General features: G+C 64.4%; 23 protein-coding genes and 1 pseudogene. 8 read left to right on the forward strand and 16 right to left on the reverse strand.

Annotated elements, in window-relative coordinates:
- Window positions 1-76: 76 nt before the first annotated feature.
- The 3 genes from pstS to IVA93_RS35100 all read right to left on the reverse strand — a co-directional run bounded on the left by pstS (window position 77) and on the right by IVA93_RS35100 (window position 3,621).
- The gene (gene pstS, locus IVA93_RS35090) at window positions 77-1,090 is read right to left on the reverse strand and encodes a phosphate ABC transporter substrate-binding protein PstS (protein WP_026233076.1); all 1,014 of its coding nucleotides are present in this window, start codon (window positions 1,088-1,090) and stop codon (window positions 77-79) included.
- A gap of 143 nt (window positions 1,091-1,233) precedes the next feature.
- A complete protein-coding gene (locus tag IVA93_RS35095; protein WP_018456062.1) occupies window positions 1,234-2,532 on the reverse strand; it encodes an ATP-binding protein in 1,299 nt (432 codons plus the stop codon).
- A 33-nt stretch (window positions 2,533-2,565) separates the two neighbouring features.
- On the reverse strand, window positions 2,566-3,621 hold the full coding sequence (locus tag IVA93_RS35100) for a putative bifunctional lysylphosphatidylglycerol flippase/synthetase (protein WP_018456061.1): 1,056 nt from the start codon (window positions 3,619-3,621) through the stop codon (window positions 2,566-2,568).
- A gap of 332 nt (window positions 3,622-3,953) precedes the next feature.
- On the opposite strand from IVA93_RS35100, the gene IVA93_RS35105 reads away from it, so the two are divergent.
- Window positions 3,954-4,103, forward strand: coding sequence for a hypothetical protein (locus IVA93_RS35105; RefSeq protein ID WP_018456059.1), 150 nt, complete (start codon window positions 3,954-3,956; stop codon window positions 4,101-4,103).
- Between the two features lie 27 nt (window positions 4,104-4,130).
- Here IVA93_RS35105 and IVA93_RS35110 read toward each other — a convergent pair whose 3' ends face one another.
- The 4 genes from IVA93_RS35110 to IVA93_RS35125 form a co-directional block, all read right to left on the reverse strand.
- A complete protein-coding gene (locus tag IVA93_RS35110) occupies window positions 4,131-5,063 on the reverse strand; it encodes a haloalkane dehalogenase (protein ID WP_018456058.1) in 933 nt (310 codons plus the stop codon).
- The gene (locus IVA93_RS35115; RefSeq protein ID WP_018456057.1) at window positions 5,060-5,650 is read right to left on the reverse strand and encodes a TetR/AcrR family transcriptional regulator; all 591 of its coding nucleotides are present in this window, start codon (window positions 5,648-5,650) and stop codon (window positions 5,060-5,062) included. The genes IVA93_RS35110 and IVA93_RS35115 overlap by 4 nt, the downstream gene beginning before the upstream one ends.
- Window positions 5,651-5,770: 120 nt before the next feature.
- On the reverse strand, window positions 5,771-6,067 hold the full coding sequence (locus tag IVA93_RS35120) for a membrane protein (protein ID WP_018456056.1): 297 nt from the start codon (window positions 6,065-6,067) through the stop codon (window positions 5,771-5,773).
- Window positions 6,068-6,069: 2 nt separating this feature from the next.
- Window positions 6,070-7,464, reverse strand: coding sequence for an OmpA family protein (locus tag IVA93_RS35125; RefSeq protein WP_018456055.1), 1,395 nt, complete (start codon window positions 7,462-7,464; stop codon window positions 6,070-6,072).
- A gap of 164 nt (window positions 7,465-7,628) precedes the next feature.
- Here IVA93_RS35125 and IVA93_RS35130 point away from each other — a divergent pair, with 164 nt between their 5' ends.
- Both IVA93_RS35130 and IVA93_RS35135 read left to right on the forward strand, forming a co-directional pair.
- The gene (locus IVA93_RS35130; protein WP_018456054.1) at window positions 7,629-8,687 is read left to right on the forward strand and encodes a polysaccharide deacetylase family protein; all 1,059 of its coding nucleotides are present in this window, start codon (window positions 7,629-7,631) and stop codon (window positions 8,685-8,687) included.
- A 124-nt stretch (window positions 8,688-8,811) separates the two neighbouring features.
- Window positions 8,812-9,612, forward strand: coding sequence for an SDR family oxidoreductase (locus tag IVA93_RS35135; RefSeq protein ID WP_018456053.1), 801 nt, complete (start codon window positions 8,812-8,814; stop codon window positions 9,610-9,612).
- A 110-nt stretch (window positions 9,613-9,722) separates the two neighbouring features.
- On the opposite strand, the gene boxB is transcribed toward IVA93_RS35135, so the two are convergent.
- The 4 genes from boxB to IVA93_RS35155 all read right to left on the reverse strand — a co-directional run bounded on the left by boxB (window position 9,723) and on the right by IVA93_RS35155 (window position 15,459).
- Complete coding sequence (gene boxB, locus IVA93_RS35140) at window positions 9,723-11,159, reverse strand: benzoyl-CoA 2,3-epoxidase subunit BoxB (RefSeq protein WP_026233075.1); 1,437 nt, start codon at window positions 11,157-11,159, stop codon at window positions 9,723-9,725.
- Window positions 11,160-11,282: 123 nt separating this feature from the next.
- Entirely contained in the window at window positions 11,283-12,971 is a 1,689-nt protein-coding gene (boxC, locus tag IVA93_RS35145) for a 2,3-epoxybenzoyl-CoA dihydrolase (protein ID WP_247295966.1), read from the reverse strand.
- A 72-nt stretch (window positions 12,972-13,043) separates the two neighbouring features.
- A complete protein-coding gene (locus IVA93_RS35150; protein WP_018456050.1) occupies window positions 13,044-13,865 on the reverse strand; it encodes an alpha/beta fold hydrolase in 822 nt (273 codons plus the stop codon).
- Between the two features lie 52 nt (window positions 13,866-13,917).
- Window positions 13,918-15,459 (reverse strand): benzoate-CoA ligase family protein, encoded by a 1,542-nt coding sequence (locus IVA93_RS35155; RefSeq protein ID WP_247371654.1) that lies wholly within the window; start codon window positions 15,457-15,459, stop codon window positions 13,918-13,920.
- A 140-nt stretch (window positions 15,460-15,599) separates the two neighbouring features.
- On the opposite strand from IVA93_RS35155, the pseudogene IVA93_RS35160 reads away from it, so the two are divergent.
- Window positions 15,600-16,520: pseudogene (locus tag IVA93_RS35160) on the forward strand (shikimate kinase); the annotation flags it as partial.
- A gap of 12 nt (window positions 16,521-16,532) precedes the next feature.
- The gene (locus tag IVA93_RS35165) at window positions 16,533-16,925 is read left to right on the forward strand and encodes a group II truncated hemoglobin (RefSeq protein WP_018456047.1); all 393 of its coding nucleotides are present in this window, start codon (window positions 16,533-16,535) and stop codon (window positions 16,923-16,925) included.
- A gap of 90 nt (window positions 16,926-17,015) precedes the next feature.
- Here the strand turns inward: IVA93_RS35165 and IVA93_RS35170 are convergent, their stop codons facing one another.
- On the reverse strand, window positions 17,016-17,801 hold the full coding sequence (locus tag IVA93_RS35170; protein ID WP_018456046.1) for an IclR family transcriptional regulator domain-containing protein: 786 nt from the start codon (window positions 17,799-17,801) through the stop codon (window positions 17,016-17,018).
- 112 nt (window positions 17,802-17,913) lie between these two features.
- On the opposite strand from IVA93_RS35170, the gene IVA93_RS35175 reads away from it, so the two are divergent.
- The 3 genes from IVA93_RS35175 to IVA93_RS35185 all read left to right on the forward strand — a co-directional run bounded on the left by IVA93_RS35175 (window position 17,914) and on the right by IVA93_RS35185 (window position 21,561).
- Complete coding sequence (locus tag IVA93_RS35175) at window positions 17,914-19,272, forward strand: aromatic ring-hydroxylating dioxygenase subunit alpha (RefSeq protein WP_204513152.1); 1,359 nt, start codon at window positions 17,914-17,916, stop codon at window positions 19,270-19,272.
- 193 nt (window positions 19,273-19,465) lie between these two features.
- Entirely contained in the window at window positions 19,466-20,902 is a 1,437-nt protein-coding gene (locus IVA93_RS35180) for a glutamine synthetase family protein (RefSeq protein WP_026233074.1), read from the forward strand.
- A gap of 293 nt (window positions 20,903-21,195) precedes the next feature.
- Entirely contained in the window at window positions 21,196-21,561 is a 366-nt protein-coding gene (locus IVA93_RS35185) for a hypothetical protein (RefSeq protein ID WP_039799580.1), read from the forward strand.
- Window positions 21,562-21,727: 166 nt separating this feature from the next.
- Here the strand turns inward: IVA93_RS35185 and IVA93_RS35190 are convergent, their stop codons facing one another.
- Genes IVA93_RS35190 through IVA93_RS35205 form a run of 4 tightly spaced genes read right to left on the reverse strand, consistent with a single transcriptional unit; the run spans window position 21,728 to window position 25,052 of the window.
- Window positions 21,728-22,441: an ABC transporter ATP-binding protein gene (locus tag IVA93_RS35190; RefSeq protein WP_018456043.1), complete on the reverse strand. Its 714-nt coding sequence runs from the start codon at window positions 22,439-22,441 to the stop codon at window positions 21,728-21,730.
- Window positions 22,434-23,201, reverse strand: coding sequence for an ABC transporter ATP-binding protein (locus tag IVA93_RS35195; protein WP_018456042.1), 768 nt, complete (start codon window positions 23,199-23,201; stop codon window positions 22,434-22,436). The genes IVA93_RS35190 and IVA93_RS35195 overlap by 8 nt, the downstream gene beginning before the upstream one ends.
- On the reverse strand, window positions 23,194-24,138 hold the full coding sequence (locus IVA93_RS35200; protein WP_018456041.1) for a branched-chain amino acid ABC transporter permease: 945 nt from the start codon (window positions 24,136-24,138) through the stop codon (window positions 23,194-23,196). The genes IVA93_RS35195 and IVA93_RS35200 overlap by 8 nt, the downstream gene beginning before the upstream one ends.
- On the reverse strand, window positions 24,135-25,052 hold the full coding sequence (locus IVA93_RS35205; protein WP_007615745.1) for a branched-chain amino acid ABC transporter permease: 918 nt from the start codon (window positions 25,050-25,052) through the stop codon (window positions 24,135-24,137). The genes IVA93_RS35200 and IVA93_RS35205 overlap by 4 nt, the downstream gene beginning before the upstream one ends.
- Window positions 25,053-25,247: the final 195 nt, after the last annotated feature.

Here is a 25,247-nt window from a genome sequence, read left to right on the forward strand (position 1 = left end):
ACCAAATAGTATACGTTTTTTGTTGGTCCGTGCCCCGGATGCAGCGCAGCGCATCCGGGGCACGAGCGTCGCGAACCTAGCTCTTGATGTCGGCAGCCCAGGTCTTCTCGATCAGCTGAACGACCGGATCCGGCATCGGGATGTAGTCGAGCTCTTCAGCCGCCTTGCCGCCGCTCTTGAAGGCCCAGCGGAAGAACTTGATGGCTTCCTGCGAGGCCGCCTTGTCGGTGGCGTCCTTGTGCATGAGGATGAAGGTCGCCGCCGTGATCGGCCAGGATTTCTCGCCGGGCTGGTCGGTCAGGATGACGTAGTAGCCGGGAGCCTTGGCCCAGTCGGCGTTGGAGGCGGCCGCCTGGAAGGCTTCGACGGTGGGCTGCACAGGCTTGCCGGCCTTGTTGATGAGACCGGTGTAGGTCAGCTTGTTCTGCTTGGCATAGGCGTACTCGACATAGCCAATCGAGTTCTTGGTCTGGCTGATGTTGCCGGACACGCCTTCATTGCCCTTGGCGCCGACGCCGACCGGCCACTCGACCGCGGTACCCTCACCGACCTTGCTCTTCCAATCCGCGCTGGCCTTGGCGAGGTAGTTGGTGAAGTTGAAGGTGGTGCCCGAACCGTCCGAACGGCGGACCACGGTGATGGCCTCCGAGGGCAGCTTCACGTTCGGGTTGAGCTTCTTGATCGCGGCGTCGTCCCATTTGGTGATCTTGCCGAGATAGATGCTGGCCAGCGTCTCGCCGTCGAACACCAGTTCACCGGGCTTCACCCCCTCGATGTTGACGACGGGCACGATGGCACCCATCACCATCGGCCACTGGACGAGGCCGTCCTTCTCGAGCTGCTCGGCCTTGAGCGGCGCATCGCTGGCGCCGAAGGTCACGGTCTTGGCCTGGATCTGCTTAATGCCGCCGCCGGAGCCGATCGACTGGTAGTTCAGACCGTTGCCGGTCTCCTTCTTGTAGGCGTCGGCCCATTTGGAATAGATCGGGAACGGGAACGTCGCGCCGGCTCCGGTGATGTCGGCAGCAAAGGCCGCCGTCGTCGATGCGGCGACAATGCCAGCAGCGACGAGTGTTTTGAGGAAATTCATGCTGGTCTCCATACAGGGGAGCGAAGCGCCATCCGCGCCCGATCGCGCTCCCCGTGCCGCCCCTTTAGGAGCGGACAGCTGAGCTTTTACGAAGGTTTGGTGACAGTCGGATGACAGTGTTAAGCAGCTGAAATCGCTGGAATTTAGCTCAGAGCCGCAGGCTTGCCCTGGGGAAAACAGGCGGTGAAAGTGGCGCCCTGTTTGGGCACGCTTTCGATCAAAAGCCGGCCGCGATGACGGTTAAGAATATGTTTCACCAGCGACAATCCCAGGCCGGTGCCGCCCTGCGAGCGGCTGTCGCCGACATCGACCCGGTAGAAGCGCTCGGTCAGCCGCGGCAGGTGCTCCGGCGCGATGCCGGGGCCGAAATCCCGGACCAGCACCCGGATTTCCTGAGTTCCATCAGGGGCCGCGCCTGATATCAGCGACACGATAATGCGTCCACCGGAGGCGCCGTATTTGAGCGCGTTCTCGATCAAATTCTCGAACAGGCGGAGCAACTCCTCGCGGTCCCCCGCGATCAGCACCGGGGTCTCGGGCAGCTGGGTCTCGACCTCGACCTGGCGTTCCCGCGCCAGCGGCTCGAGCCCATCGGCGACCTGCAAGATGATCGGCAGCAGGTCGACCAGGGTGTCGGGCCGCACATGGGCCGACAGCTCCACCCGCGACAGCGACAAGAGATCGTCGATCAGGCGCGCCATCCGGGTGGCTTGGTTGTGCATGATGCCGAGGAAGCGCTCGCGCGCCTTGGGATCGTCCTTGGCCTGGCCCTGGAGCGTGTCGATGAAGCCGGACAGCGCGGCCAGCGGCGTGCGCAGCTCGTGGCTGGCATTGGCGACGAAATCGGCCCGCATTTCCTCGACCCGGCGCAGCGGCGTCTGGTCGTGAAAGGTCATCAGCATGCATTTGTCGGCGCCGCCAAAGGTGGTCGGCACCGGCACCGGCGTGATGGTCAGCTCCATCCAGCGATCGACCGGGACATGGTCGAGATAGGTCGCGCGCCGCGGCTCGGTGGTCGCGATCGACTCGCGCAGCGCCGTGATGATCTCGGGCGAGCGCAGCGCGAACTGGGCGAGCTCATTCCGGCGCAGTGCCGGCGCGAGCTGGGCGGCTGCGGCGTTGAGATGGATGACGCGGCCGGCGCGGTCGAGCAGCACCGCGGGATCGGGCATGCCGGCGACCACTGCGGCGACCGCCGCGCTCTCGACCGGGTTGACGCGGCGGGTCTCTTCGCGCGAGGCGGCGGTATCGTGCAGGCGCCACGGGATCAGCGCTGCGGCCGCGATGCAGAGGAACACCGCAATCGCATGCAGCGCCGATAATTCCCCCAGCGAGACCACCACGGATAGCGCGAGCGCCGCGGCGATCAGGATGACGGTCGAGTGCCGCAGCCGGTCGGACCAGGGCGGGGAGGAGGGAGAAGTTGGGGCGTCGATCGCCATCGGGGCGGGCTTCTCCAAAAGGCCTTGCGCCGGTCAGGCGCCGCTGTCGCTGCGCTTTCTCACGTAAGCGGCTTCAGGCGCGGGGCCGGGGTCGAGCTTGAGCGCAGCCTGCTGCAGGCGCTTCGATCGTGCGCCGATGATAACTTCGCGAAACGTCAGCAAGATTACAGATATGACAAAAGGGGACAGATAATAGAGGACGCGGAACAGCAGCATCCCGCCCAGCAGCTCCTCGCGGTCCATCTGCCAGAGCCCGACCAGCATCGCCGCGTCGAACACGCCAAGGCCTCCGGGCGAATGGCTGGCAAAGCCGAGCAGCGTGGCCGAGACGAAGATCACCGCGACCACCACGAAACCGAGATTGGGCTCGTCAGGGACCAGCACGTACATCGCGAGCGCGCAGAAGCCGAGATCGATGATGCCGATCGCGATCTGGAGCAGCGTCAGCGGGCCGCCCGGCAGCATCACGGTCCAGGGCCCGCGGCCGACCATGCGCGGCTGGGTCCAGACCCAGACCACGTAAGCGACCAGTCCGACGATGATCATCATCGCCAGCATCCGGTTCAGCCAGGGCGGAAGCATGTCGATCGAGGCCGCGGCTTCCGGATGATAGGAGATGCCGAGGCCCAGCACCGCGGCATTGCCGAGCCAGAAGGTCAGGCCGGCGAGGAAGCAGATCTTTGCGACGTCGATCGCGTTCAGGCCATAGGCGGAATAGATGCGGTAGCGCACCGCGCCGCCGGTGAAGACGCTGGCGCCGACATTGTGGCCGATCGAATAGCTGGTGAAGGCAGCGAGCGCGTTAATCCGATAGGGCACGTGGGGATGGCCGATCGCGCGCACGGCGAACAGGTCGTAGAAGGTCAGCGTGAAATAGCCCGCAGCGACGAACAGCGCCGCCATCGCGATCTGGCTCGGCTCGGTGCTCTTGATCGCTTCGAGGACTTCGTTGACATCGATGCCGCGCAGCATGTGGTAGAGCACATAGCAAGCGATGCCGATGACCGCGACGCTGATCACAACTCCAAGCTTATGCAGGATTTGCTTCTGGCGCAGAAACGACATCGCCCTGCGTATGGCTTCCAGCATCTAAACCTCGAACAACGCTTCAGCGGCCAGGGTGGCCGGCGAACAGGCGGACGACACGCAGGCACCCGACGAATCCTCGCCGGCGGCTCCGGCATCGCGCATGCCCCCTGCCCCTCCACTAGCGCGTTTTGGGGCGGAGTGGAATTCGACAATTCGAACAAAAAGTCGTGGCTTCAAGGTTTTAGGCAGGTTGCGGGCTCCTGATGCACGGTTTGGCGCTTTCGGCGGCAAGCCTGACGCGAATCTCCATGGCCATCCTGGCGCAGACGCCATGAAGTTTTGATGATTTCGGCCGTACAATGTTCCGTCACGGCTTAAGTCGAAATCAATCTATGGGCGGGATTTCGCTGTTGAAAGAGGGTCGCGCCGCGCGCGGCCGCTGCGGCGCGCACGATTACGTGGCCGACGGCTCGCGCTCGATCATCCGGTTGCACTGCGACATCACAGACGTCATTGCGGCCGCCCGCCAGCGGCCGCGATGAGCACGTCGTTCGGAGGTAGCGTTCTGCTCAGGCCGCAAGCTGCGGGCGCACTGCCTCGATGCCCGCGATCCAGCCGGCGACGGAGCGCCCGATCGCCTCGGGGTGATCCTCCTGGAGGAAATGCAGGCCGGCGCCGAGACGAACCAGCGCGCAGTGCTTCAGGGAGGCTGCAAACCGTTCGGCAAATTCCGGTGAGACCAGAGCTCCGGGCTCGCCGGTGAACAGGAGCTTTGGATAGAACGACGCGGCCAGCGCTGCATGCGCGGACTGCAGAGCCTGATAAACGTCAGCGGGCTCGCCTGCGATCGGCAGTTCGCGCGGAAGTGCAAGAACGGGCCGGCGGCTCTCTGGTGTTGGAAACGGCGCGCGATAGGGCGCCATCTCGTCATCGCTGAGCTTGCGGACCATGCCGCCGGGTAGCACGCGCTCGACGAAGGCATTCGCCTCGAGGATCATCGCCTCGCCCTCGCCCGGCGTCCTGAATTTACGGAAGGCCGCCCGCGCCGCCTCGGCATGCTCCTGCTCTGCGGCAACCTCGGTGTCGTGGAAGTCCTGCCAGGTCGGCATCGGACGAATGAATTCCATGAAGGCAAGGCCGCGCACGAAATCCGGCCGGCGCGCCGCAAGATGAAATGCGAGCGCCGTGCCCCAATCCTGCGCGACCAGATAGGCCGACGTAATGCCGCGCTGTTCGATGAAGGCATCGAGATAGCGGACGTGGTCGAAGAAGCGATAGGCGATGTTGGGCTTGCCGGACTGACCGAAGCCGATGTTGTCGGGCGCGAGGCAATGCGCGACCGGTGACACCAGGGGCATGATGTTGCGCCAGATGTGCGAGGACGTCGGATTGCCGTGCAGGAAGAGCGCGACCGGCGCGTTCTGCGCGCCTGCCTCACGATAGGCCATGCCGCTTCCGAGGACGGACGCTTTGCGAAGCTTGATGTCGATCTGCTTGGTCATGTCAGCTCCTTGAACACGGTTTGGAATGCGATGCTCTTGAAACGTTCGAGCGCTTTGGGATTGCGGTCGACCTTCATGCGCAGGATCGCGCCCTGCCAGGACGCGAGCAGGAAGTCTGCGAGCTCCTCGGGCTCGAAATCGGATGCGATCTCGCCGCTGGTTTGGGCATCCCTGATGCAGGCGGCGAACGGCATGCGCCATTCAGCAAAGATGGCCGCAAGGCGCGCGCGCAGCATCTCGCTGCTGCCGGTCGCCTCCAGACTGAGATCGCCGATCAGACAGCCGCGGCCGTAGCCGTCCGCTTCGAGCCGGCCAATGATGATGTCCAGGTAGCGCTTCAGCCGAGCCCGCGGGGTCAGCGAGGTGTCGTCGAGCGCCTCGGCGACCAGCCCCCTTGTGATCTCGAAGTAGCGGTCGAGCACCTCGGAGGCGAACGCTTCCTTGGAGCGGAAATGATTGGTGAAGGACCCCTGCGGCGCGCCCGCAGCAGTGGTGACGTCGCGCACGCTGGTGCCGTGATAGCCGGTCCGAAACATGACCTTCAGGCCGGCGTCGAGAATGGCGTCTTTGAGCGAGGGCTTGGGCATGGCGTTATAATACGTACGTACGTATTATTGTCAAGCGCGCTTTGTCGCCCTGGAAATCTGATGGCAGCGCAAGTTGATGAGCGCGATAGCGGGCGCGCGTTTGCCTCTCAGCTCAGCCGCTCAGGCCGGTGGCATGCTGCGCGCGACCACACGGTCGCGCAGCCAGGCGCCGATGCCGCCGCCGACGAGGTAGCAGGCGAACATGACCAGGCCGAGGTCGAGCCAGTAGCCGAAGCGACCGGGGACCACATGCGCGAACGAGGCCGCGACCAGGCCGGCAACAAGCACGGCGAGCCAGCGCGCGGTCACCTTCGAGGTGCCGTTGCCGCGTTGGACCACCGAGATCCAGCCCATGCAGAAGCCGAGCAGCAGCGAGCCGATCAGCCAGCCCAGATGGAACGAGACGAGATAGGGCATCGTCACCTCACCAGAAATTCGATGCGGCGGTTCTGCGCCTTGGCGTCTTCGCTGTCATTGCCGGCGACGGGCTGCGTGCTGCCGTAGCCGACCGCGGTGAACCGGTTGCCAGGCAAGCCGGCCTTGACCAGGTAGTCGATCACCGCCTTCGCGCGCTTCTCCGACAGTGCCTGGTTGAAGGAATCCTCGCCGTCGGCATCGGTATGCCCGGCGACCTCGATATTGGTGGTGGGACATCGCAATGCCGTCTCGATCAGATGATCAAGAATGCCGGCGGAATCCGGATCGATCTCGGCGCGCTTCGCCCCGAAGCGAATCTTGGCCTTGGCCAAGAGCTCGGAGAACAATTGCTGGCACACGGTGCCGTCGACCGGCCCGGCCGCGGGTTTCACCGTGATTTCCGGCTTGTACTGCCAGTTTTTCGGAAAATCCTTGCCGAGGCCTGCGCGGATGTCGTTGGCGGCACCTTCATAGAGCGCATCGCCCGACAGCTTCACCTCGCGGTCGGACACGACGAGCGTGCCGGTCGACAGTCGCGACAGCGCGCCGAGCGCTGCGACCACGGCGGGGCTGAAGGAGCCGGGCGCGCCGACGCTGGCCTTGAGATTGTCGACAACCTTTTCGTTGAAGAATTTCCGCGACGCGCTGGTGGCGATGGCCGCGTGGACATTGTTGTCGGGAACATAGCCGGTCAGCGTCACCGTCGCGGCCACCGGATCCTTGTAAGCCTGGAACACGTAAGGCGGCGCCTTGACATCGTTGGCGGCGATCGAAAAGCCCTCGGGCAGGTTTTTAAGGGCCGCTGCGACCGCTTCGCGGCCGCCGAGATCGCGCGCCATCCCTGACAGAGTGACTTTGGTGTCTGTGATCGTGATCTTGCCGTCCTTGAGCTTGCCGATCTGGTCGAGCAGCAGCATCGCAGCCGCCTCGAACCGCGGCGGTGCGCCGCGGGCCAAACCCATCTGATCGGCCACCTCGGTGCCGCCGACCTCCTTGCGGGCCGCCTCGGTCAGGCGGCCCTTCATCGACGGCAGGGGCGCGGAGCCTGACAGCGTCACCCGCACCACGTCGCGCTCGGCGTTCCAGACGAAGGGCTTTGCCTCGGGCACGAGGCGGGTCCGGTCGTCGACCAGGCGCACGCCGGGGACGGTCTCGACCGCCACAACAGCGTCGCGGCGCCCCTCCTCAGAAAACGCGTCCGCAGCCAGGCTGACGTCGCGGCCATCCACCGCGATCCGGGTCTTGTCCAGAACGGTATCCTTTAGCGCCGCCGAGCTGCGGGCGGAAAGGTCCGCCTCGACCGGCAAAGTGTTATTCCAGGCCGCAAATCCCCACATGACGGCCAAGGGGATCAGCCCCGGCCACCATTTGCTGGCCCACCTGAAAAGCTTGTGCATTCGACGACCCGAACTCTGGAACCGGAGACAAAACAAACCCTTGGCAGGCTGTCAAACCGGAAATGACGCCCTTCCGAAGGCCGGGCCTGGACAATTGGAATAACTTTTTCTTCAAGGGTTCTTCCGTAAGTTGAAAGCGGAATGCCAAAGTCCGCCAGCGGGTCATGAAACAACTCCGTAACAACGTCATCCGCGCCGGGCTGGAAGCACTCTATTTCAGCGGCGCCCACCACCTGTTGCGTCCGCTTTTGTCGGGCGTCGGCGCCATATTCATGCTGCATCACGTGCGGCCGGCCCGCGGCGCGGCGTTCCAGCCGAACCGGCATCTCGAAGTCACCCCCGAATTCCTGCGTGCCACACTGCGCCACCTGCGCGCGCGCGAGATCGACATCGTCAGCATGGACGAGCTGCACGAGCGGCTGGTGCGGCGCCGGTTCGACCGCCGCTTCGCCGCCTTCACGCTCGACGATGGCTATCGCGACAATCTCGATTTTGCGCTGCCGGTTCTGCGCGAATTTGACGCGCCCTTGGCGGTCTATGTCGCCAGCGATTTCGCGGAGGGGACGGGCCGGCTGTGGTGGGAGGCGCTGGAGGCCGTGATCGCCAAGACCGAGCAGATCGAGGTGACGATCGGCAATGCCGCGCTGCGGCTCGATGCGACGACGCCAGCCGCCAAGCAGGTGGCGTTCGATCGCCTGCACGACTGGTTGCGCGCACTGCCCGGCGAGCACGATCTCAAGCGCGAGATCGAGGCGCTCTGCACGAAGTACGGCGTCGACATGGCCGCGCTGTGCCGCAGCCTCTGCCTGTCCTGGGACGAGGTGAAGACATTTGCCGCCGATCCCCTGGTCACGATCGGCGCGCATTCCGTCAGCCATTGCAATCTCGCCAAGCAAAGCGAAGCGATCGCCACGCAGGAGATGGCCGTGAGCCGCGCGCGGATCGAGCAGGCGCTCGGCCGCAACGTTCAACATCTGGCCTATCCCTATGGCGATCGCGAGGCGGCGGGCGAGCGTGAATTCGTGCTCGCTGCATCCGCCGGCTTCAAGACCGCGGTGACGACGCGGCCCGGCATGCTGTTCGCCGAAGACGCCGGCCGCATGACGGCGCTGCCACGGGTCTCGCTCAACGGCAATTACCAGGACACGCGGATTCTGCCGGTGCTGACCTCGGGCGCCGCGACCGCGATGTGGAACGGCTTCCGCAGGATCGCGGCGGCTTAATCTCTCCGTCTTGGCTGCCCGAACTCGGACGTCGCATGGCGAAAGCCAGGACGACGATGCGGCACTTTCCTTGACTCCCCTCCCTACCCCGCTCAAAACGTCGCCAAACACCAAGGGAGGCACCATGTTCAACGATCTGTTCTCGCTCAAAGGCCGCGTCGCGCTGGTGACCGGTGGTTCGCGCGGCATCGGCAAGATGATCGCGGCGGGATTTCTCAGCGCGGGAGCCGCGAAGGTCTACATCACCGCGCGCAAGGCAGGACCTTGCGAGGCCACCGCGAGAGAGCTGTCAGGCCGATATGACGGTGAGTGCATCGCGCTGCCGATCGACATCTCGACCGTCGACGGCTGCGACAGGCTCGCTCGCGAAATCATCAAGCTGGAGCCGAAGCTCAACATCCTCGTCAACAATGCAGGGGCTGCCTGGGGCGCGGAGTTCGACGAATTCCCCGAAAGCGGCTGGGACAAGGTGATGGACCTCAACGTCAAGTCGCTGTTCTTCCTGACCAAGGCGCTGGCCAAGCCGCTGCGCGCGGCGGCTTCGCATGAGCGGCCCGCCAAGGTCATCAACATCGCCTCGGTTGACGGCATTTTCGTCAATCCCGGCGAGACCTACTCCTATGCCGCGAGCAAGGCCGCGGTGATCCATTTGACGCGGCGCATGGCGACGAAACTGATCAAGGACAACGTCAACGTCACCGCGATCGCGCCCGGCGCGTTCAAGTCCGACATGAACCGGGCTGCGCGCGACCATTCGGACGAGGTCGCCAAGCGCATTCCGGCGCGGCGGATCGGAACCGACGAGGACATGGCCGGCGTGGCGATCTATCTCGCCTCGCGCGCGGGTGACTACGTGGTCGGCAACACCATCGCGGTGGATGGCGGCGTGGTGTACGCGAACGCGGGGCTGGAGATCGCGGGGTAGGCGGGGGCGCGTCAGCACGACGCCCTCACCTCACACTCCGGTGTAGTCCCGGCCTTCGCCGGGACGACAGGTGAGTATGTAGCGCGGCCGTCGCGCCTCGCTGGCGGCCCTTACGACTCGATCCTCACATATTCGAAATCGCCGGGCTTGTTGTCGATGCCGACTTTCGGCGGTGAGATCCAGGAGGCGAACTGGCCGGTCTCGGTGACGGGCTGCATCAGCGAGGTGATGAAGTCGCCGTCCGCGGTCGAGGGCAGCCATTCGTCCTTGCGCTTCGCCCAGGTGGCATCGTCGATCAAAATGCCGTCGGGCGTCGCGTGGATGCCCTTGAACTCGCCGATATGGCGGTGGAAGGCGACGTTGGGCAGCTTGAGCTGAAACTGGTAGCCCGCGGTCGAGATCACCTTGTTCCAGCGCAGCATGCCCTTGACGCAATCCTGGCTGTAATCGTCGCGCAGGCGCATGTTGAGCGCGGTCAGCGCCGGCTCGTCGACGAGCTTGATCTCACCGTCGATGAACTTCAGCACCGGATAGGTGGCGTTCTTGAGCTGATGATCGTCGTCGATCTGGGTCTCGTGATAGCGACCCTTGATGCCGGTGTTGAAGGCGTTCGCCGCGTTGGTCGAGACTTCCGAGCCAAACAGATCGAGCGACAGCGTATAGTGCAGGTTCAGCTTCTTCTGAATGGTCGGCAGGTCGATCACGCCGAGCGCGCGGACCTTCGCGATGTCGGTGGGATCGGTGATGCCGGCTTCGCGCATCGCATCGCAGGTGCGCTGCACGACGCGGGTGATGCCGGTCTCGCCGACGAACATGTGGTGCGCTTCTTCCGTCAGCATGAAGCGGCAGGTGCGCGACAGGGGATCGAAGCCGGACTGCGCAAGCGAGTGCAGCTGCATCTTGCCGTCGCGGTCGGTGAAGTAGGTGAACATGAAGAAGGACAGCCAGTCCGGCGTCGCCTCGTTGAAGGCGCCCAGCATGCGCGGCGAGTCGGCGTCGCCCGAGCGGCGGCGCAACAAATCGTCGGCCTCCTCACGTCCGTCGCGACCAAAGTACTTTTGCAGCAGGTACACCATCGCCCAGAGGTGACGGCCTTCCTCGACATTGACCTGGAACAGATTGCGCATGTCGTACAGCGAGGGCGCGGTCTTGCCGAGATGGCGCTGCTGCTCGACGGAGGCGGGCTCGGTGTCGCCCTGGATCACGATCAGACGGCGCAGCATGGCGCGATACTCGCCCGGGACTTCCTGCCAGGCCGGCTCGCCAAAATGCTCGCCGAACGGCACGACGCGGTTCTCTTCCTGGGGAGCAAGGAGAATGCCCCAGCGATACTCGGGCATCCGCACATAGTCGAACTTGGCCCAGCCGCGCGGATCGACCGAATAGGCGGTGCGCAAGTACACCAGCGATTCCTGGAAGCCTTCCGGCCCCATGTCTTTCCACCAGTCCATGTAGCCGGGATGCCAGCCTTCCAGCGCCTTGAGCACCTGGCGGTCTTCGGCCAAATTGACGTTGTTCGGAATCTTGGTCGAGTAGTCGACGTTCATGATGTTCATGGAAGACCTCCCGTGTGGGACTAGTTCATTAAATCGCGGGCATCGAATTGTGGGATCGCGAATAGCGAGGCGAATGACGTCTCTATTCGCTATTCGCCACTCTCCATTCGCGCTCTACACTCGCGTCATATCGAATTTCGGCTTCTGGCCGCTGCCGTAGCGGCGCAGCGCGCCTTCCTCGCCGACCGCGTTGGGGCGCTGGAAGATCCAGTTCTGCCACGCGGTGAGGCGCGAGAAGATCTTCGATTCCATCGTCTCGGGGCCGACGAAGCGCAGGTTGGCTTCCATGCCGGTGAGGCTGTCGGGCGAGAAGCTGGCGCGCTCCTCCAGGAACACGCGGACCTCGTCGTCCCAGTCGATGTCGTCGAGTGCGAAGGTGACGAGACCGAGCTCTTCGGCCTGCTCGGCGTCCAGCGCGGTGCCCGTCGTGGCTTCCGCGCGTTCCACATCGGACGGATCGGCCTGGAAGCGCGACTGAAGCCGCGTCAGGCCATGGCTCATCGGATACGGGCCAAAATTCATCGCTGACAGTTCGATCGACGGCGGCGGGCGGTTGTCGCCCTGGCGCGTGCCGATCAGCATGTAGGAACGGTCGGCGGCGAAGACGAGCTCGGCGAGCGTGCCGGCGAAGCAGGAGCCGGGCTCGACCAGCGTCACCAGCGTGCGCGAGGTGACGTCGATGCGCTTCAAGACACGCTTCCAGTAGTGCCTGATTTCGTTGACCAGCCAGTGCGCCTTGTTGGCTTCGAGGAAGGCGTCGCAGGCGAGCACATGGGCGCGGTCGCCGTGACTCTTGAACACCAGCATCGCGATCTCGAGCTCGTTGATACGCAGATGCAGGATGGCGTCGTCGAGTTCGCGCGCGACCTGGAGCGGCCAGAACGCGACACCCTGCGCCATCATCCCGTCGATATCGGCGGGCGGCGCGGCTTCAGGCGCCTTGATCGAGATCGTGGCGATGCGGGCGGCGCGGTCGACGTCGACGGTGACAAAGCCGTAGCGGATGCTCGTCTCATCGATGATGCGCTTGAGCGGCGTCAGCGCGATGCCCTTGCCGCTGCCCTTGCGCTTCGAGGCCTGGGCGAATTCCCTGGCGCGCTCGGCAACCTTGCCTTCGAGCTTGCTGTTCGGCGCGATCTCGTCGACCAGGCGCCATTGCACGGCGCGCTTGCCCTTCACGCCTTCTTCGATGGTGCAGAAGAAATCGGCGTGATCGCGGCGCACCTTGCGCTTGTCGACCACACGCGTGAGGCCGCCGGTGCCCGGCAGCACCGCCAGCAGCGGCACTTCGGGCAAGGCGACGGCGGACGCGCCGTCATCGGCAAGCATGATGTAGTCGGTGGCGAGCGCGAGCTCATAGCCGCCGCCGGCGGCCGAGCCGTTCACGACGGTGATAAAGCGCTGGCCGGAATTCTCCGACGAGTCTTCCATGCCGTTGCGGGTCTCGTTGGTGAACTTGCAGAAATTGACCTTGTGGGCATGCGTCGAGCCGGCGAGCATGCGGATGTTGGCGCCGGCGCAGAACACGCGGTTCTTGGCCGAGCGCATCACCACGACCTTCACCTCGGGGTGCTCGAAGCGCAGGCGCTGGACCGCGTCGGCAAGCTCGATGTCGACGCCGAGATCGTAGGAATTGAGCTTGAGCAGATAGCCCTCGAACAGGCCGCCATTCTCGTCGACGTCCATGGTCAGGGTGGCGACGTCACCGTCAACCGCGAGCTTCCAGTGCCGGTAGCGGGACGGCTCGGTCTGGAAATCGATGAATGTCGCGCCGCCTGCGAGGCGCCGATCTTCCTCGGCCATGGGCCACCCTTGAGTTCGTCTTGGTTTACCGTTAGATGCACAATAATGCATATTGTTGCGCGCGTCTAGACTTTAACGGCCCATACATGCATTTTGTTGCATGTCCTCTCCTAGGGCCGCTGCTGCAAATTGCTCAATCGCGTGAAGCGTCGCTCCCGGAGCTTCGCGATGCGGAGAATGCGCCGCGCCTGACATGACTTTCAAATCGACCGGGCAATAGCATTCGTGCTGCGCGATCTCGGCCTGACGCAGCGTCCCGTATTGGTCGTCCACGCCTTGAAGGATCAGGACGGGAACGCGGATATAAGCGAGATATTCCGAGATATCCCAGTCGCGGAATTTGGGATCGAGCCAGGCGGCGTTCCAGCCGTAGAAGGCGTTGTCGACGTCCGTGTGCCAGCGCGCGAGCTTTGCCTTCAGGTCGGTGGTCTCAAATGCCGTCTTGATGTCCGCAATCGACTTCACCGAGATGTCCTCGACGATGAAATGCGGCGCGATCAGTACGAGGCCGTTCAGGCGATGATCCTGATGCGCGCCGGCATAGATCGTCGCGATCGACGCGCCGTCGGAATGGCCGAGCAGCAGGCCACGCCTGAAGCCGATCGCGTCGAGGATCTTCGGCAGCACGTCGAGTGCCTCGCGCTGCATGTAGTCGAGCGGCCGCGGCAGCGCGACCTTGCTCGACTGGCCGTAGCCCGCGCGCGAATAGACGAAGATGCCGGCGGAGGTCGCCTCTCGCAGCTTCTCGGGGAAGTCACCCCAGAGCCCGACCGAGCCGAGGCCTTCATGCAGCATGACGATGGTCGGTGCATCGGCGGATTGCGGCGCCAGCCATTTGTATTCGAGGCTGGCGTCGCCGATGCTGAGGAAGCCGGTGGGGGCGAGGTTGGTCATGCTCTGTCGCTCTTCTCTCTCCGTCGTCAAGCCCGGCCATGACGACCTGTTGTCAATTCGCCCCGTCCCGCAGCTTGAACCGCTGGATCTTCCCCGTCGCCGTCTTCGGCAAGGAATCCACCACGTCGATCCAGCGCGGATATTTCCACGGGCCGATCTTCTGCTTGACGTGATCCTTAAGCATCTCCTGCAGGCCCGCCGTCGTCGCGCCGGGGCGCAGCACGACGAAGGCCTTGGGCTTCAGCAGACCTTCCGGATCGGCTTCGGGCACGACGGCAGCTTCCAGCACGGCGGGATGCGTGATCAGCGCGCTCTCGACCTCGAAGGGCGAGACCCAGATGCCAGAGACCTTGAACATGTCGTCGGCGCGGCCGCAGAAGGTATAGCGGCCCTCGGAATCCCTGACATATTTGTCGCCGGTGCGGGTCCACGGCCCCTCGAACGTGCGGCGGCTCTTGTGGCGCTGGTTCCAGTACCCCTCGCCGGCGGAGGGCGCATCGACCAGGAGCTCGCCGACCTCGCCGTCGGCGACATCCTGTCCGGCCTCGTTGACAAGCCGCACCGCATAGCCGGGCACCGGTTTGCCGGAGGAGCCGTATTTGATGTCGCCGGGCGCGTTCGACAGGAAGATGTGCAACAGCTCGGTCGAGCCGACGCCGTCGAGAATATCGACGCCGAAGCGCGCCCTCCAGCTGTTGCCGACGGACTCCGGGAGCGCCTCGCCGGCCGAGGTGCAGATGCGGAGCGACTTGCCGCCGCGCTCGCTCTTCATCGCTTCGTCGTTGAGCATCGCCGCGAACAGGGTCGGCACGCCGTAGAAGATCGAGGGATTGTAGCGGTTCATCAGGTCGAACATGCGTGCGGGCGTCGGCCGTTCGCTGTTGAGCACCACGCTGGCGCCGACCGACATCGGAAAGGTCAACGCATTGCCGAGGCCATATGCGAAGAACAGCTTTGCCGCGGAAAGACAAACGTCGTTCTCGCGAATGCCGAGCACCTGCTTCGCATAAGTGTCCGCGGTCGCCTGCATGTTCGAATGGATGTGCCGCACGCCCTTGGGCATGCCGGTCGAACCTGAGGAATACAGCCAGAATGCCGGTTCGTCGGAATGGGTGGCGGCGGTGGTGGACTGATCGCTCTCGTCCGCAATCTCCTCGGCGAGCTGCTTGTGGCCGTTCTGTTTGGCGCCGGAGACCACGACATGCTCCAGATCCGGCATGCGGCCGACGACGTCCTTGATGACGGGATAGAGCGCTTCCGAGACGAACAGCACGCGCGCGCGGCAATCGGCGAGGATGTAGGCGTATTGATCTGATGTCAGCAGCGTGTTGAGCGGCACCGGCACGATGCCGGCGCGGATCGCGCCCAGAAACACGATCGGGAAGTCGACCGTATCCAGCATGATCATGGCCACGCGCTCTTCGCGGCGGCCCCCGAGCCGGCGCAGCATGTTGGCGGCGCGCCGCGTTTCGCGCTGGAGCTCGCCATAGGTGAGGCGTGAGACGGTGTCGTCGAAGGCGAGCTTGTTGCCGCGTCCCTCCTCGACGTTCCGGTCGAGCAGCCAGGTCACCGCGTTATAGGATCCCTCGCTCACGGACTTCTCCCCTGAATTTAGAATTATAATTCATAGAAAGACACCGCCTCGGCTTGCTGTCAATGCCAGCAGGCACTATGTTTCATTAATACGCGCCGCAGGACCTCTTTAAAAGAAGACATCCGCTCAAGCAGGCCCATGATCCGCAGTCCATGACCGACAGTCCCGACGCCGAATCCCGATTTCTCGAACAGCTCGGCCAGCGCGTGCGCACCATGCGCGCGCTGCGCGGCATGTCGCGCAAGGTGCTCGCTAAGGTATCAGGAATATCGGAGCGCTACATCGCGCAGCTCGAAAGCGGCAAGGGCAACGTCTCCATCGTGCTGCTGCGCCGCGTCTCCGACGCGATGGGCGCGCATCTCGAAGACCTGCTTCCCTCGGCCGATCCGACCCCGGACTGGCAGATGTTTCGCGATCTCCTGCGCAAGGCGACGCCGGCGCAGGTCGCACAAGCAAAAGATCTGCTCGCAGGCGGCAGCGCCTCCGCGCCGCGGCGCGCGCCGTTCTGCGGCATCGCGCTAATCGGCCTGCGCGGCGCCGGCAAATCGACGCTTGGGCGGATGCTGGCGAAGAAGGTCGGCTGGAGCTTTGTCGAGCTCAACAAGGAGATCGAGCAGCAGAACGGGCTGTCGGTCGCCGAGATCATCGCGCTCTACGGCCAGGAAGGCTTTCGCCGCATGGAGCAGGCGGCGCTGCAGCAGCTGCTCGCGCGCAACGAGCTGATGGTGCTGGCGACCGGCGGCGGCATCGTCTCCGAACCTCTGACCTTCGACCAGATCCTGTCGTCGTTCTACACGATCTGGCTGAAGGCCGAGCCCGAGGAGCACATGGCCCGCGTCCGCCGCCAGGGCGATTTGCGCCCGATGGCCGACGACCGCTCCGCGATGGCGGAGCTGCGCAACATCCTCTTGAGCCGCGAGCCGCTATATGCGCGCGCGACGGCGGTGGTCGACACGGCGGGGCTGTCCGTCGATGCCGCCGCGGCGCGCCTGGTTGATGCGGTCCGGCCGGTGCTGCAGAACGAAGCGCGCAGCTTCGGGCTGCGCAGCGTCGCGCTGTAGGTCCGAACTCCCATGACCGAGAGCGACGTCGCAATCGCCATGTTCGAGCGGATCGGCGGCAGCGCCACGATCGATCGACTGGTCGATCGCTTCTACGACCGGATGGATACGCTGCCGGAGGCGAAGATCATCCGCGCGATGCATGCGGACGACCTCGGCCTGATCAGGGATGTGCTGAAGCGCTATCTCACCGAATGGACCGGCGGCCCGAAACTCTATTCGGTCGAGAAGGGCCACCCGCGGCTGCGCCAGCGCCACATCGGCTTTGCCATCGGCGATGCCGAGCGCGACGCGTGGATGCTCTGCATGCGCGGTGCGCTGGAGGAGACGGTTGTGGACGCCGCAGCGCGGCAGGACCTCGACAAGGCGTTGTCCGGCCTCGCCGACTGGATGCGCAACCGCTAGTGATTTTTGCACGGGCGCGTAGCCCGGATGAGCGAAGCGACATCCGGGTCTTCACGATGACTTTCCCGGGTATCGCTTCGCTCACCCGGGCTACAAGAGTTGCGACCGCAACGCCTCCGCGCCCTCACGCAACAGCGGCAAAAATCGCTCGATCAATTCCTGCGCCGGCACGCGATCGACGTGCGCGCCCATGTTAATGGCGGCGACGATCACGCCGTCGTAGCGGCGGACGGGGACCGAGATCGAGCGGAAATGCGGCTCGGCCTCGCGGTCCACCAGCGAATAGCCCTGCGCGCGATCGGCGACGGTGCGCGCGAGCAGCACCTTGGGATCGGTTACCGTCTGCGGCGTCAGCGCTTCGCGCTTCGTCGCCGTCAGGCGCGCAGCAAGCTCGGCATCGTCGAGTTGACCGAGCATGGCGCGGCCGACCGAAGTGCAGAAGGCCGGAAGCCGGTAGCCGATTTCCAATCCGCCCGAGAACATCCGCGCCGGACTGCTGCGCGCGATGAACACGACCTCATCGCCGTCGAGCACCGCGAGCGAGGAGATTTCGTTGGCCGCTGTCGCGACGCGGTCGAGCACCGGTTGCAGGACCGTGACGAGTTGGCTCGACCGCAGATACGACGCGGCGAGTGTCAGCACATGTGGCGTCAGCGAGAACAGCTTCCCGTCGCCACTGACGAAGCCGCCGCGCTGGAGCGTGAACAGCATGCGCCGCGCGGTGGCGCGGGGAAGCTCAGCGGCACGGGCGAGATCGCTCAGCGTCATCGGGCCGGCCGTGATGCCGAAGCATTGCAGCAGGCGCAGCCCGCGATCGAGGCTCTCGACGAAATCCGTCGCGCGTTCGTCGCTCTCGCTTCGCTTCAGCTTGGGCATGGTGTCGGGTCATTCGTGCAAAATAGTGCTTGCTGCCGCGTCAAGGCATGCCATAATTCGCCCATTCGTTCAATAGGCGAACAAACGCCATTCCATAAAGGATGCACTCGCCATGATGAGCCAGGAGCAGAACGACCTGATCACCCGCACCGGTGCGAAGGACCCCTGCGGGAAGCTGATGCGAAGCTACTGGCAGCCGGCGGCGCTGGTGGACGAGCTCGACGGCGATCGACCGATCCGTCCCGTCAGATTGCTCGGCGAAAGCCTGGTGCTGTTCCGCGACGAGACGGGGCGTTACGGCCTGATCGATCGCCACTGTGCGCATCGCGGCGCCGATCTCGCCTTCGGACGGCTCGAGCATGGCGGCCTGCGTTGCGCCTTCCATGGCTGGCTGTTCGACGCCACCGGGCAATGCATCGAGACGCCGGCGGAGCCGAAGGACTCAAAGCTCTGCCAGAACATCCGTCAGCGCTCTTACCCTGTGGTGGAGAAGAGCGGCATCCTCTGGGCTTATCTCGGCGAGGGCGAGCCGCCGGCATTTCCCGAGCTCGACTGCTTCGTCGCGCCCGGCACGCACACCTTCGCGTTCAAAGGCCACATGGCCTGCAACTGGCTCCAGGCGCTCGAAGTCGGCATCGACCCCGCGCACGCCTCCTATCTGCATCGCTTTTTCGAGGACGAGGACACCTCGACGGCCTACGGCAAGCAGTTCCGCGGCACATCGGCAGGCAGCGACTTGCCGATGACGAAGATTTTGCGCGAATACGACCGCCCGATCATCAATGTCGAGCACACCGAATACGGCCTGCGGCTGATCGCGCTGCGCGAGATCGACGAGGAGCGCACCCATGTGCGCGTCACCAACCAGCTCTTTCCGCACGGCTTCGTCATCCCCATGAGCACGGAGATGACGATCACACAGTGGCACGTGCCGGTCGACGACGAGAACTGCTACTGGTACGCGATCTTCACCAGTTATTCGAACCCCGTGGACAAGCAGAAGATGCGCGACCAGCGGCTCGAGCTCTATGAGCTGCCGGATTACAAATCGCGCAAGAACGGGACGAACGATTACGGCTTCGATCCGCACGAGCAGCAGACGGCGACCTATACCGGCATGGGCACCGACATCAACGTCCACGACCAGTGGGCGGTGGAATCGATGGGCGCGATCCAGGACCGCACCCGGGAGCACCTCGGCACGAGCGACAAGGCGATCGTGCAGTACCGGCGCCTGCTGCGGCAGGAGATCGAGAAGGTCGCAGGCGGCGAGAAGCCGATGCTGCATCTCGACGAGGCCACCGCACGTTCGATCCAGGGTCCGGCGACCATGGACGGCATCGGGCCGACCCGAGGCTGGGAGATCTACTGGATGGAAGTCGACGTCAAGCGCCGCCGCAGCGCGCCGTGGACGGCGCCGGTGCCGAAGGAGATCGCGGACAACGTGCATCGCCTGACGGCGGCGGAGTGATAATGCAGTTCGCCGCTAGCGAGGCGAGACGGCGGCTCCACATTCTCCGCTGTCATGCTCCGCGAAAGCGGGGCATCCAGTACGTCGCGGCCTCTCGTGAACACACGGACGTCTCTGGAATACTGGATCGTCCGCCTTCGCGGACGATGACAGTGTGCGCTATACTCTCGCCGAGCAAGAAGGAACTGCCAAAGTGACTTTCGTCGCGCGTCATGCGCTGTGGTCGGATGAGCAGAAGGACGCCGCATTGCGCGTGCGGCGCATCGTCGACGAGAAGAATCTCGAGGTCATCCGCCTCGCCTTCCCGGACCAGCACGGCATTTTGCGCGGCAAGACCATCGTCGCGTCCGAGGCGATCGCCTCGCTGGAGAGCGGCTGCTCCATCACCACCACCATGCTCGCCAAGGACACCTCGCACCGCACGGTGTTTCCGGTGTTCACGTCAGGCGGCGGCTTCGGCATGAAGGAGATGGAGGGCGCGGCCGACGTGCTGATGGTCGCCGATCCCACGACGTTTCGCGTTTTGCCATGGGCGCCAACCACGGGCTGGGTTCTCTGCGACCTCTATTTCAACGACGGCCGTCCCGTGCCGTTCGCGACGCGCGGGCTCTATCGCAAGGTGCTCGACGAGCTCGCAAGTCGCGGCCATGATTTCGTGGCAGGCCTCGAGGTCGAATTCCACATCTTCAAGCTCGACGATCCGCATATGCGCCCGGAGGATGCCGGCCAGCCCGGCACACCGCCTTCGGTGAGCCTGCTCAGCCACGGCTATCAATACCTCACCGAGCAGCGCTTCGACCAGATGGAGCCGGTGCTGGAGATCTTGCGGCGTGACATCGTCGCGCTCGGTCTGCCCTTGCGCTCGGTCGAGGTGGAGTTCGGGCCGAGCCAGTGCGAATTCACCTTCGCCCCGAAGAAAGGCATTGAGCCCGCGGACAACATGGTGCTGTTTCGCTCTGCCGTGAAGCAGATCGCGCACCGCCACGGCTATCACGCCACGTTCATGTGCCGGCCGAAGCTGCCGAACCTGTTCGCGAGCGGCTGGCATCTGCACCAATCGGTGGTCTCGCGCGCGAGCGGCGAGAACCAGTTCATGGCCAAAGACGGCGGCGAGCCGCTCAGCGCGTTCGCCCGCGCCTGGCTTGCGGGCCTGCTCGACCACGCCCGCGCGTCGACCGTGTTCACCACCCCGACCATCAATGGCTACAAGCGCTACCGCTCCTATTCGCTGGCGCCGGACCGCGCGATCTGGGGCCGCGACAATCGCGGCGTGATGATCCGCGTGCTCGGCGACGCCGGCGACGCCGCCACGCGCCTGGAAAACCGCATCGGCGAGCCCGCCGCCAATCCCTATCTCTACATGGCCTCGCAGATCCTCTCCGGCCTCGACGGGGTCGACCGCAAGCTCGATCCCGGCCCGTCGGCCGACACGCCTTACGAAACCAAGGCGCCGCTGTTGCCGAAATCGCTGCGCGACGCGGTCAGCGCGCTGAAGGACGATCCGTTCTTCCGCGAAAAGCTCGGGCCTGAGTTCGTCGATTATTACACCCACATCAAGAATGCCGAGATCGACCGCTTCCTGTCCGAGGTGACCGACTGGGAGCACCGCGAATATTTCGAGGTGTTTTGAGCCAGACACGCCCTCACCTCCCCGTGAGGCGACTTCGTCCGCTCAGTTCCGACGACATTTCACCGCTCCCGACGAAGCCATTTTCCAAGGCCCACGAAAACCGCCGGAAAGACGGGCGATGTAGATTTGCTCCGTGATCAACAAAGGAGTTCGGTCATGTGGGGTCATCTGTTCAGTTTGATCTATCGCCTGTCCTGCCGCGCCACTCTGATTGAGATCGGGGCGGGTCGCTCGTCGCGATAGAGGCCCAGCGGATTTAGGTAAGAGCGATTGACTAGCGAACGGAGGGTGTCATGCGAAAGCTGATCCTGATCGCGGCAATGTCGCTGCTGGCAAGCCAGGCCTATGCCGGCGGACCACGGAGCCTTAGCCTTGCGGCGACAAATGCGAGCCAGCAGACCGCCGAGCCGGGAACGACAGCAGCCACGCCGCCACAAGCTCCGGCGGCAGCACCCACGAATGTCCAGACGGCGACCACGGCCGCAGCTTCAACGTCTCCGGCAGCGACTGCGACGACAACCGCGATCGCTCCGGCCGCAACTCAGTCCAGTGCCGCGCCGATTGCCAGCACAAGAGAAATGACCAAGCCGAAACGTCGCCAGCCATCCACCGAGGCCCGCGTGATTCGCGAACTGCATCGGCACGGGATTTACTGGTGATTGCCAATGTCGTCCTGGCGAAAGCCAGGACCCATTACCCCAGGGAAAAGTTGTCGCACGCGGCTGCTAACCGCCAATCTTCGCCAAACTGAATTCGGTGGCTATGGGTCCTGGCTTTCGCCAGGACGATAACGTATGAGCGGCGCCCAGCATCGCGCCCTCACCCTCAAATCCCTAGATATTTGTGCTGCAGATCCGGCTCAGCCAACAGCTCGTCCGAGGTGCCGCTCCATACCGTCTTGCCGCGCTCGATGATGGTGTGGCGGTCGCAGATGCGGGCGAGGTGGTCGACGTTCTTGTCGACGACCAGGATCGACTGTCCCCGGCTCTTGAGCAGCGACAGGCAGCTCCAGATCTCTTCGCGGATCAGAGGCGCCAGGCCTTCGGTCGCTTCATCCAGGATGAGCAGCTTCGGGTTGGTCATCAGCGCGCGGCCGATGGCGAGCATCTGCTGCTCGCCGCCGGAGAGCTGGTTGCCCATATTGGAAGCGCGCTCGGCCAGGCGAGGAAACATCACGTAGATCGCCGCCAGCGTCCAGGGATTGCTGCTGCCGAAACGATCGGCCGCTGCCGCGACAAGGTTTTCGCGCACGGTGAGGTTCGGGAAGATCTGCCGCCCCTCGGGGACGAGGCCGACACCGAGTTGCGCGATCCTGTAGGACGGCTGCGTCCGCACTTCCGAGCCCGCAAAGCGGATGCTGCCGGCGCGCGCCGGCGTCAGGCCCATGATGGATCGGATGGTCGTGGTTTTGCCCATGCCGTTGCGACCCATCAGCGAGACCATCTCGCCTGATTTGACCGACAGGGACAAGCCGAACAGCACCTGGGACAGGCCGTAGCAGGTCTCGATGCCGTCGACCTCGAGCAGCGTGTCATCCATGGTGCGTCACCACATGGGCCTCGCCGAGATAGGCGCGCTTGACGTCCTCGTTCGCCCGAATCGCGGCCGGATCGCCGGAGGCGATGACGCGGCCATAGACCAGCACGGAGATGCGGTCGGCGAGCGCAAACACCGCCGGCATGTCGTGTTCGACCAGGACGATCGAGACCTCCTTGCGCAGCTCCTGGAGCAGCTGCACCATGCGCTGGGATTCGGTGACGCCGAGTCCCGCCATCGGCTCGTCGAGCAGCAAAAGTTTCGGCTTGCTTGCCAGCGCAACCGCCAGCTCGATCTGGCGACGCTCGCCATGGCTGAGCCTGGACACCAGGACATCGGCACGATGGACGAGACCGACGCGATCGAGCGCGGCATGCGCGGCATCGCGCAGGCCCTTCTCCTTGCGTGCATCGGCGAAGAAGCGGAACGAGGTGCCGGCATGCGCTTGCGCCGCGAGCGCGACATTGTCGGCGGCGGTGAAATCGAGCAGCAGCGAGGTGATCTGGAAAGAACGTGCCAGGCCCAGCGCGCAGCGGCGATAGGCCGGCAGATAGGTGATGTCGCGCCCCGCCAGCGAGACGCTGCCGGAATGCGGCTCCAGATGCCCTGTGAGCTGGCTGATCAGCGTGGTCTTGCCGGCGCCGTTCGGGCCGATGATGGCGTGCAGCTCGCCTGCCGCAACGTCGAGCGAGACGTTGTCCGTCGCAATGATGCCGCCGAAGCGGCGCACCAGCCTGTCGACGCGGAGCAGCGGCTCAGCCACGATTGAGCCTCCCGAGCAGGCCCATGATGCCGCCGCGGCCGAACAGCACGATCAGCAGCAGCAGCGGACCCATGATCAGCGCCCAGTATTCGGTGAGCTGCGACAAGAACTCTTCCAGCAACAAATACACCACCGCGCCGATGACCGGACCGAACAGCGTGCCCATGCCCCCGAGGATCACCATCACCATGAGGTCGCCGGAACGGGTCCAGTACATCGCGGCCGGGCTGACGAAATCGGTGTTGTTGGCGAGCAGCGCGCCGGCGAGGCCGCACATCATGCCCGAGATGACGAAGCAGACCAGCTGGTAGCGTTTCGAGGGAAAGCCGATCGCCTGCATGCGCTGCTCGTTGGAGCGCAGGCCCTGCAGGACGAGGCCAAAGCGCGAATTGACGATGCGCCAGATCAGGAAGACCACGCCGAACAGGCAGGCGAGGCAGAGATAATAGAATTGCGTGCGGTTCGACAGATTAATCAGCCCGGAGAAGTCGCTGCGCTTGTAGACGGTGAGGCCGTCATCGCCGCCATAACGCGCCAGCCCCGAGGCGACGTAATAGGCCATCTGCGCGAACGCCAGCGTGATCATGATGAAATAGACGCCGCGGGTGCGCAAAGACAGCGCGCCGATCACCAACGCATAAAGCGCGGAGGCCGCAAGCGCGACCGGAAACTGGATGAAGCCCGAGCCCACGCCTTCCTGCGCCAGCATGCCGACCGCATAGCCGCCGATGCCGAGATAGGCGGCGTGGCCAAAACTCATCATGCCGCCAAAACCCATGATGAGGTTGAGGCTCGCGGCCGCCAGGGCCAGGATGACGATGCGGGTGAGCAGCGTCAGGATGAAGATGTTGCCGGATGCTTGCGAATAGAGCGGCAGCAGCACGAGACCCGTCAGCAGCAGGACCGTGACGACCTTGCTCACAGTGAAAGCCTTCATCGGCGGTTGGCCGGAAACAGCCCCTCCGGACGCACCACCAGCACGATAGCCATCAGCAGATAGATCAGCATGGAGGACAGCGCGGGCGCGGCGGTGGAGGCCGCGGCGCCGCTCAGCACCTGCCGCAGCAGATTGGGCAGGAAGGCGCGGCCGAGGGTGTCGATCATGCCGACGAAGATCGCGGCCAGGAACGCGCCGCGGATCGAACCGATACCGCCGATCACGATGATGACGAAGGCGAGGATCAGAATGTTCTCGCCCATGCCGATCTGCACGGTGAGGATCGGCGCCTGCATCAAGCCGGCAAGGCCCGCGAGCGCGGCACCGAGACCGAACACCAGGGTGTAGAGCAGCTTGATGTTGATGCCGAGCGCACCGATCATCTCGCGATTGGAGGCGCCGGCCCGGATCAGCATGCCGATGCGGGTGCGCATCACGCCGAGATAGAGCAGCAGCGCAACCAGCAGCGCCACGACGATGATGGCGAGGCGATAAGCGGGATAGTGAATGCCCGGCAGGATCGGCACCGGCACGGTGAGCCAGGCCGGCAGCGGCAGCGCAAGGCCGGCCGGCCCCCAGATCAGCCGCACGGCCTCGTTGAAGAACAGGATCAGGCCGAAGGTCGCGAGCACGTGGTCAAGATGGTCTCGTCCGTAGAGATGCCGCAGCGCGGTCATCTCGAGCACGATGCCGAGCACGAGCGTCGCGCCGAGCGCCAATAGCGCACCGAGCAGGAAGCTGCCGGTCCAGGCTGCGAAGGTCGCGGCGAAATAGGCGCCCATCATGTACAGCGAGCCGTGCGCGAGGTTGACGAGATCCATGATCCCGAACACCAGCGTCAGGCCGGCGGCGAGCAGGAACAGCAGCAGGCCAAACTGCAATCCGTTCAAGAACTGTTCGACGACGAGCAGCATCAAAACTCTTTCAGGCGCACGCAGGTTCGCGCCGATGTTCGAACACGGTCGCCATCAGTGAAAGAGCTCCCCCTGCCTGGACAAGGCGGAAAAATGGGTAATGGCAGTATCGTTCCGAGGCAAGAGCGATTCGACACCCAACATGCACTTTGTTGCATGCCGATGCATCCGATCGGTCCTGGCCCTGCAATCGGT

It is taken from the genome of Bradyrhizobium sp. 155 (genome assembly GCF_023101105.1).
Lineage (GTDB): Bacteria > Pseudomonadota > Alphaproteobacteria > Rhizobiales > Xanthobacteraceae > Bradyrhizobium > Bradyrhizobium canariense_D.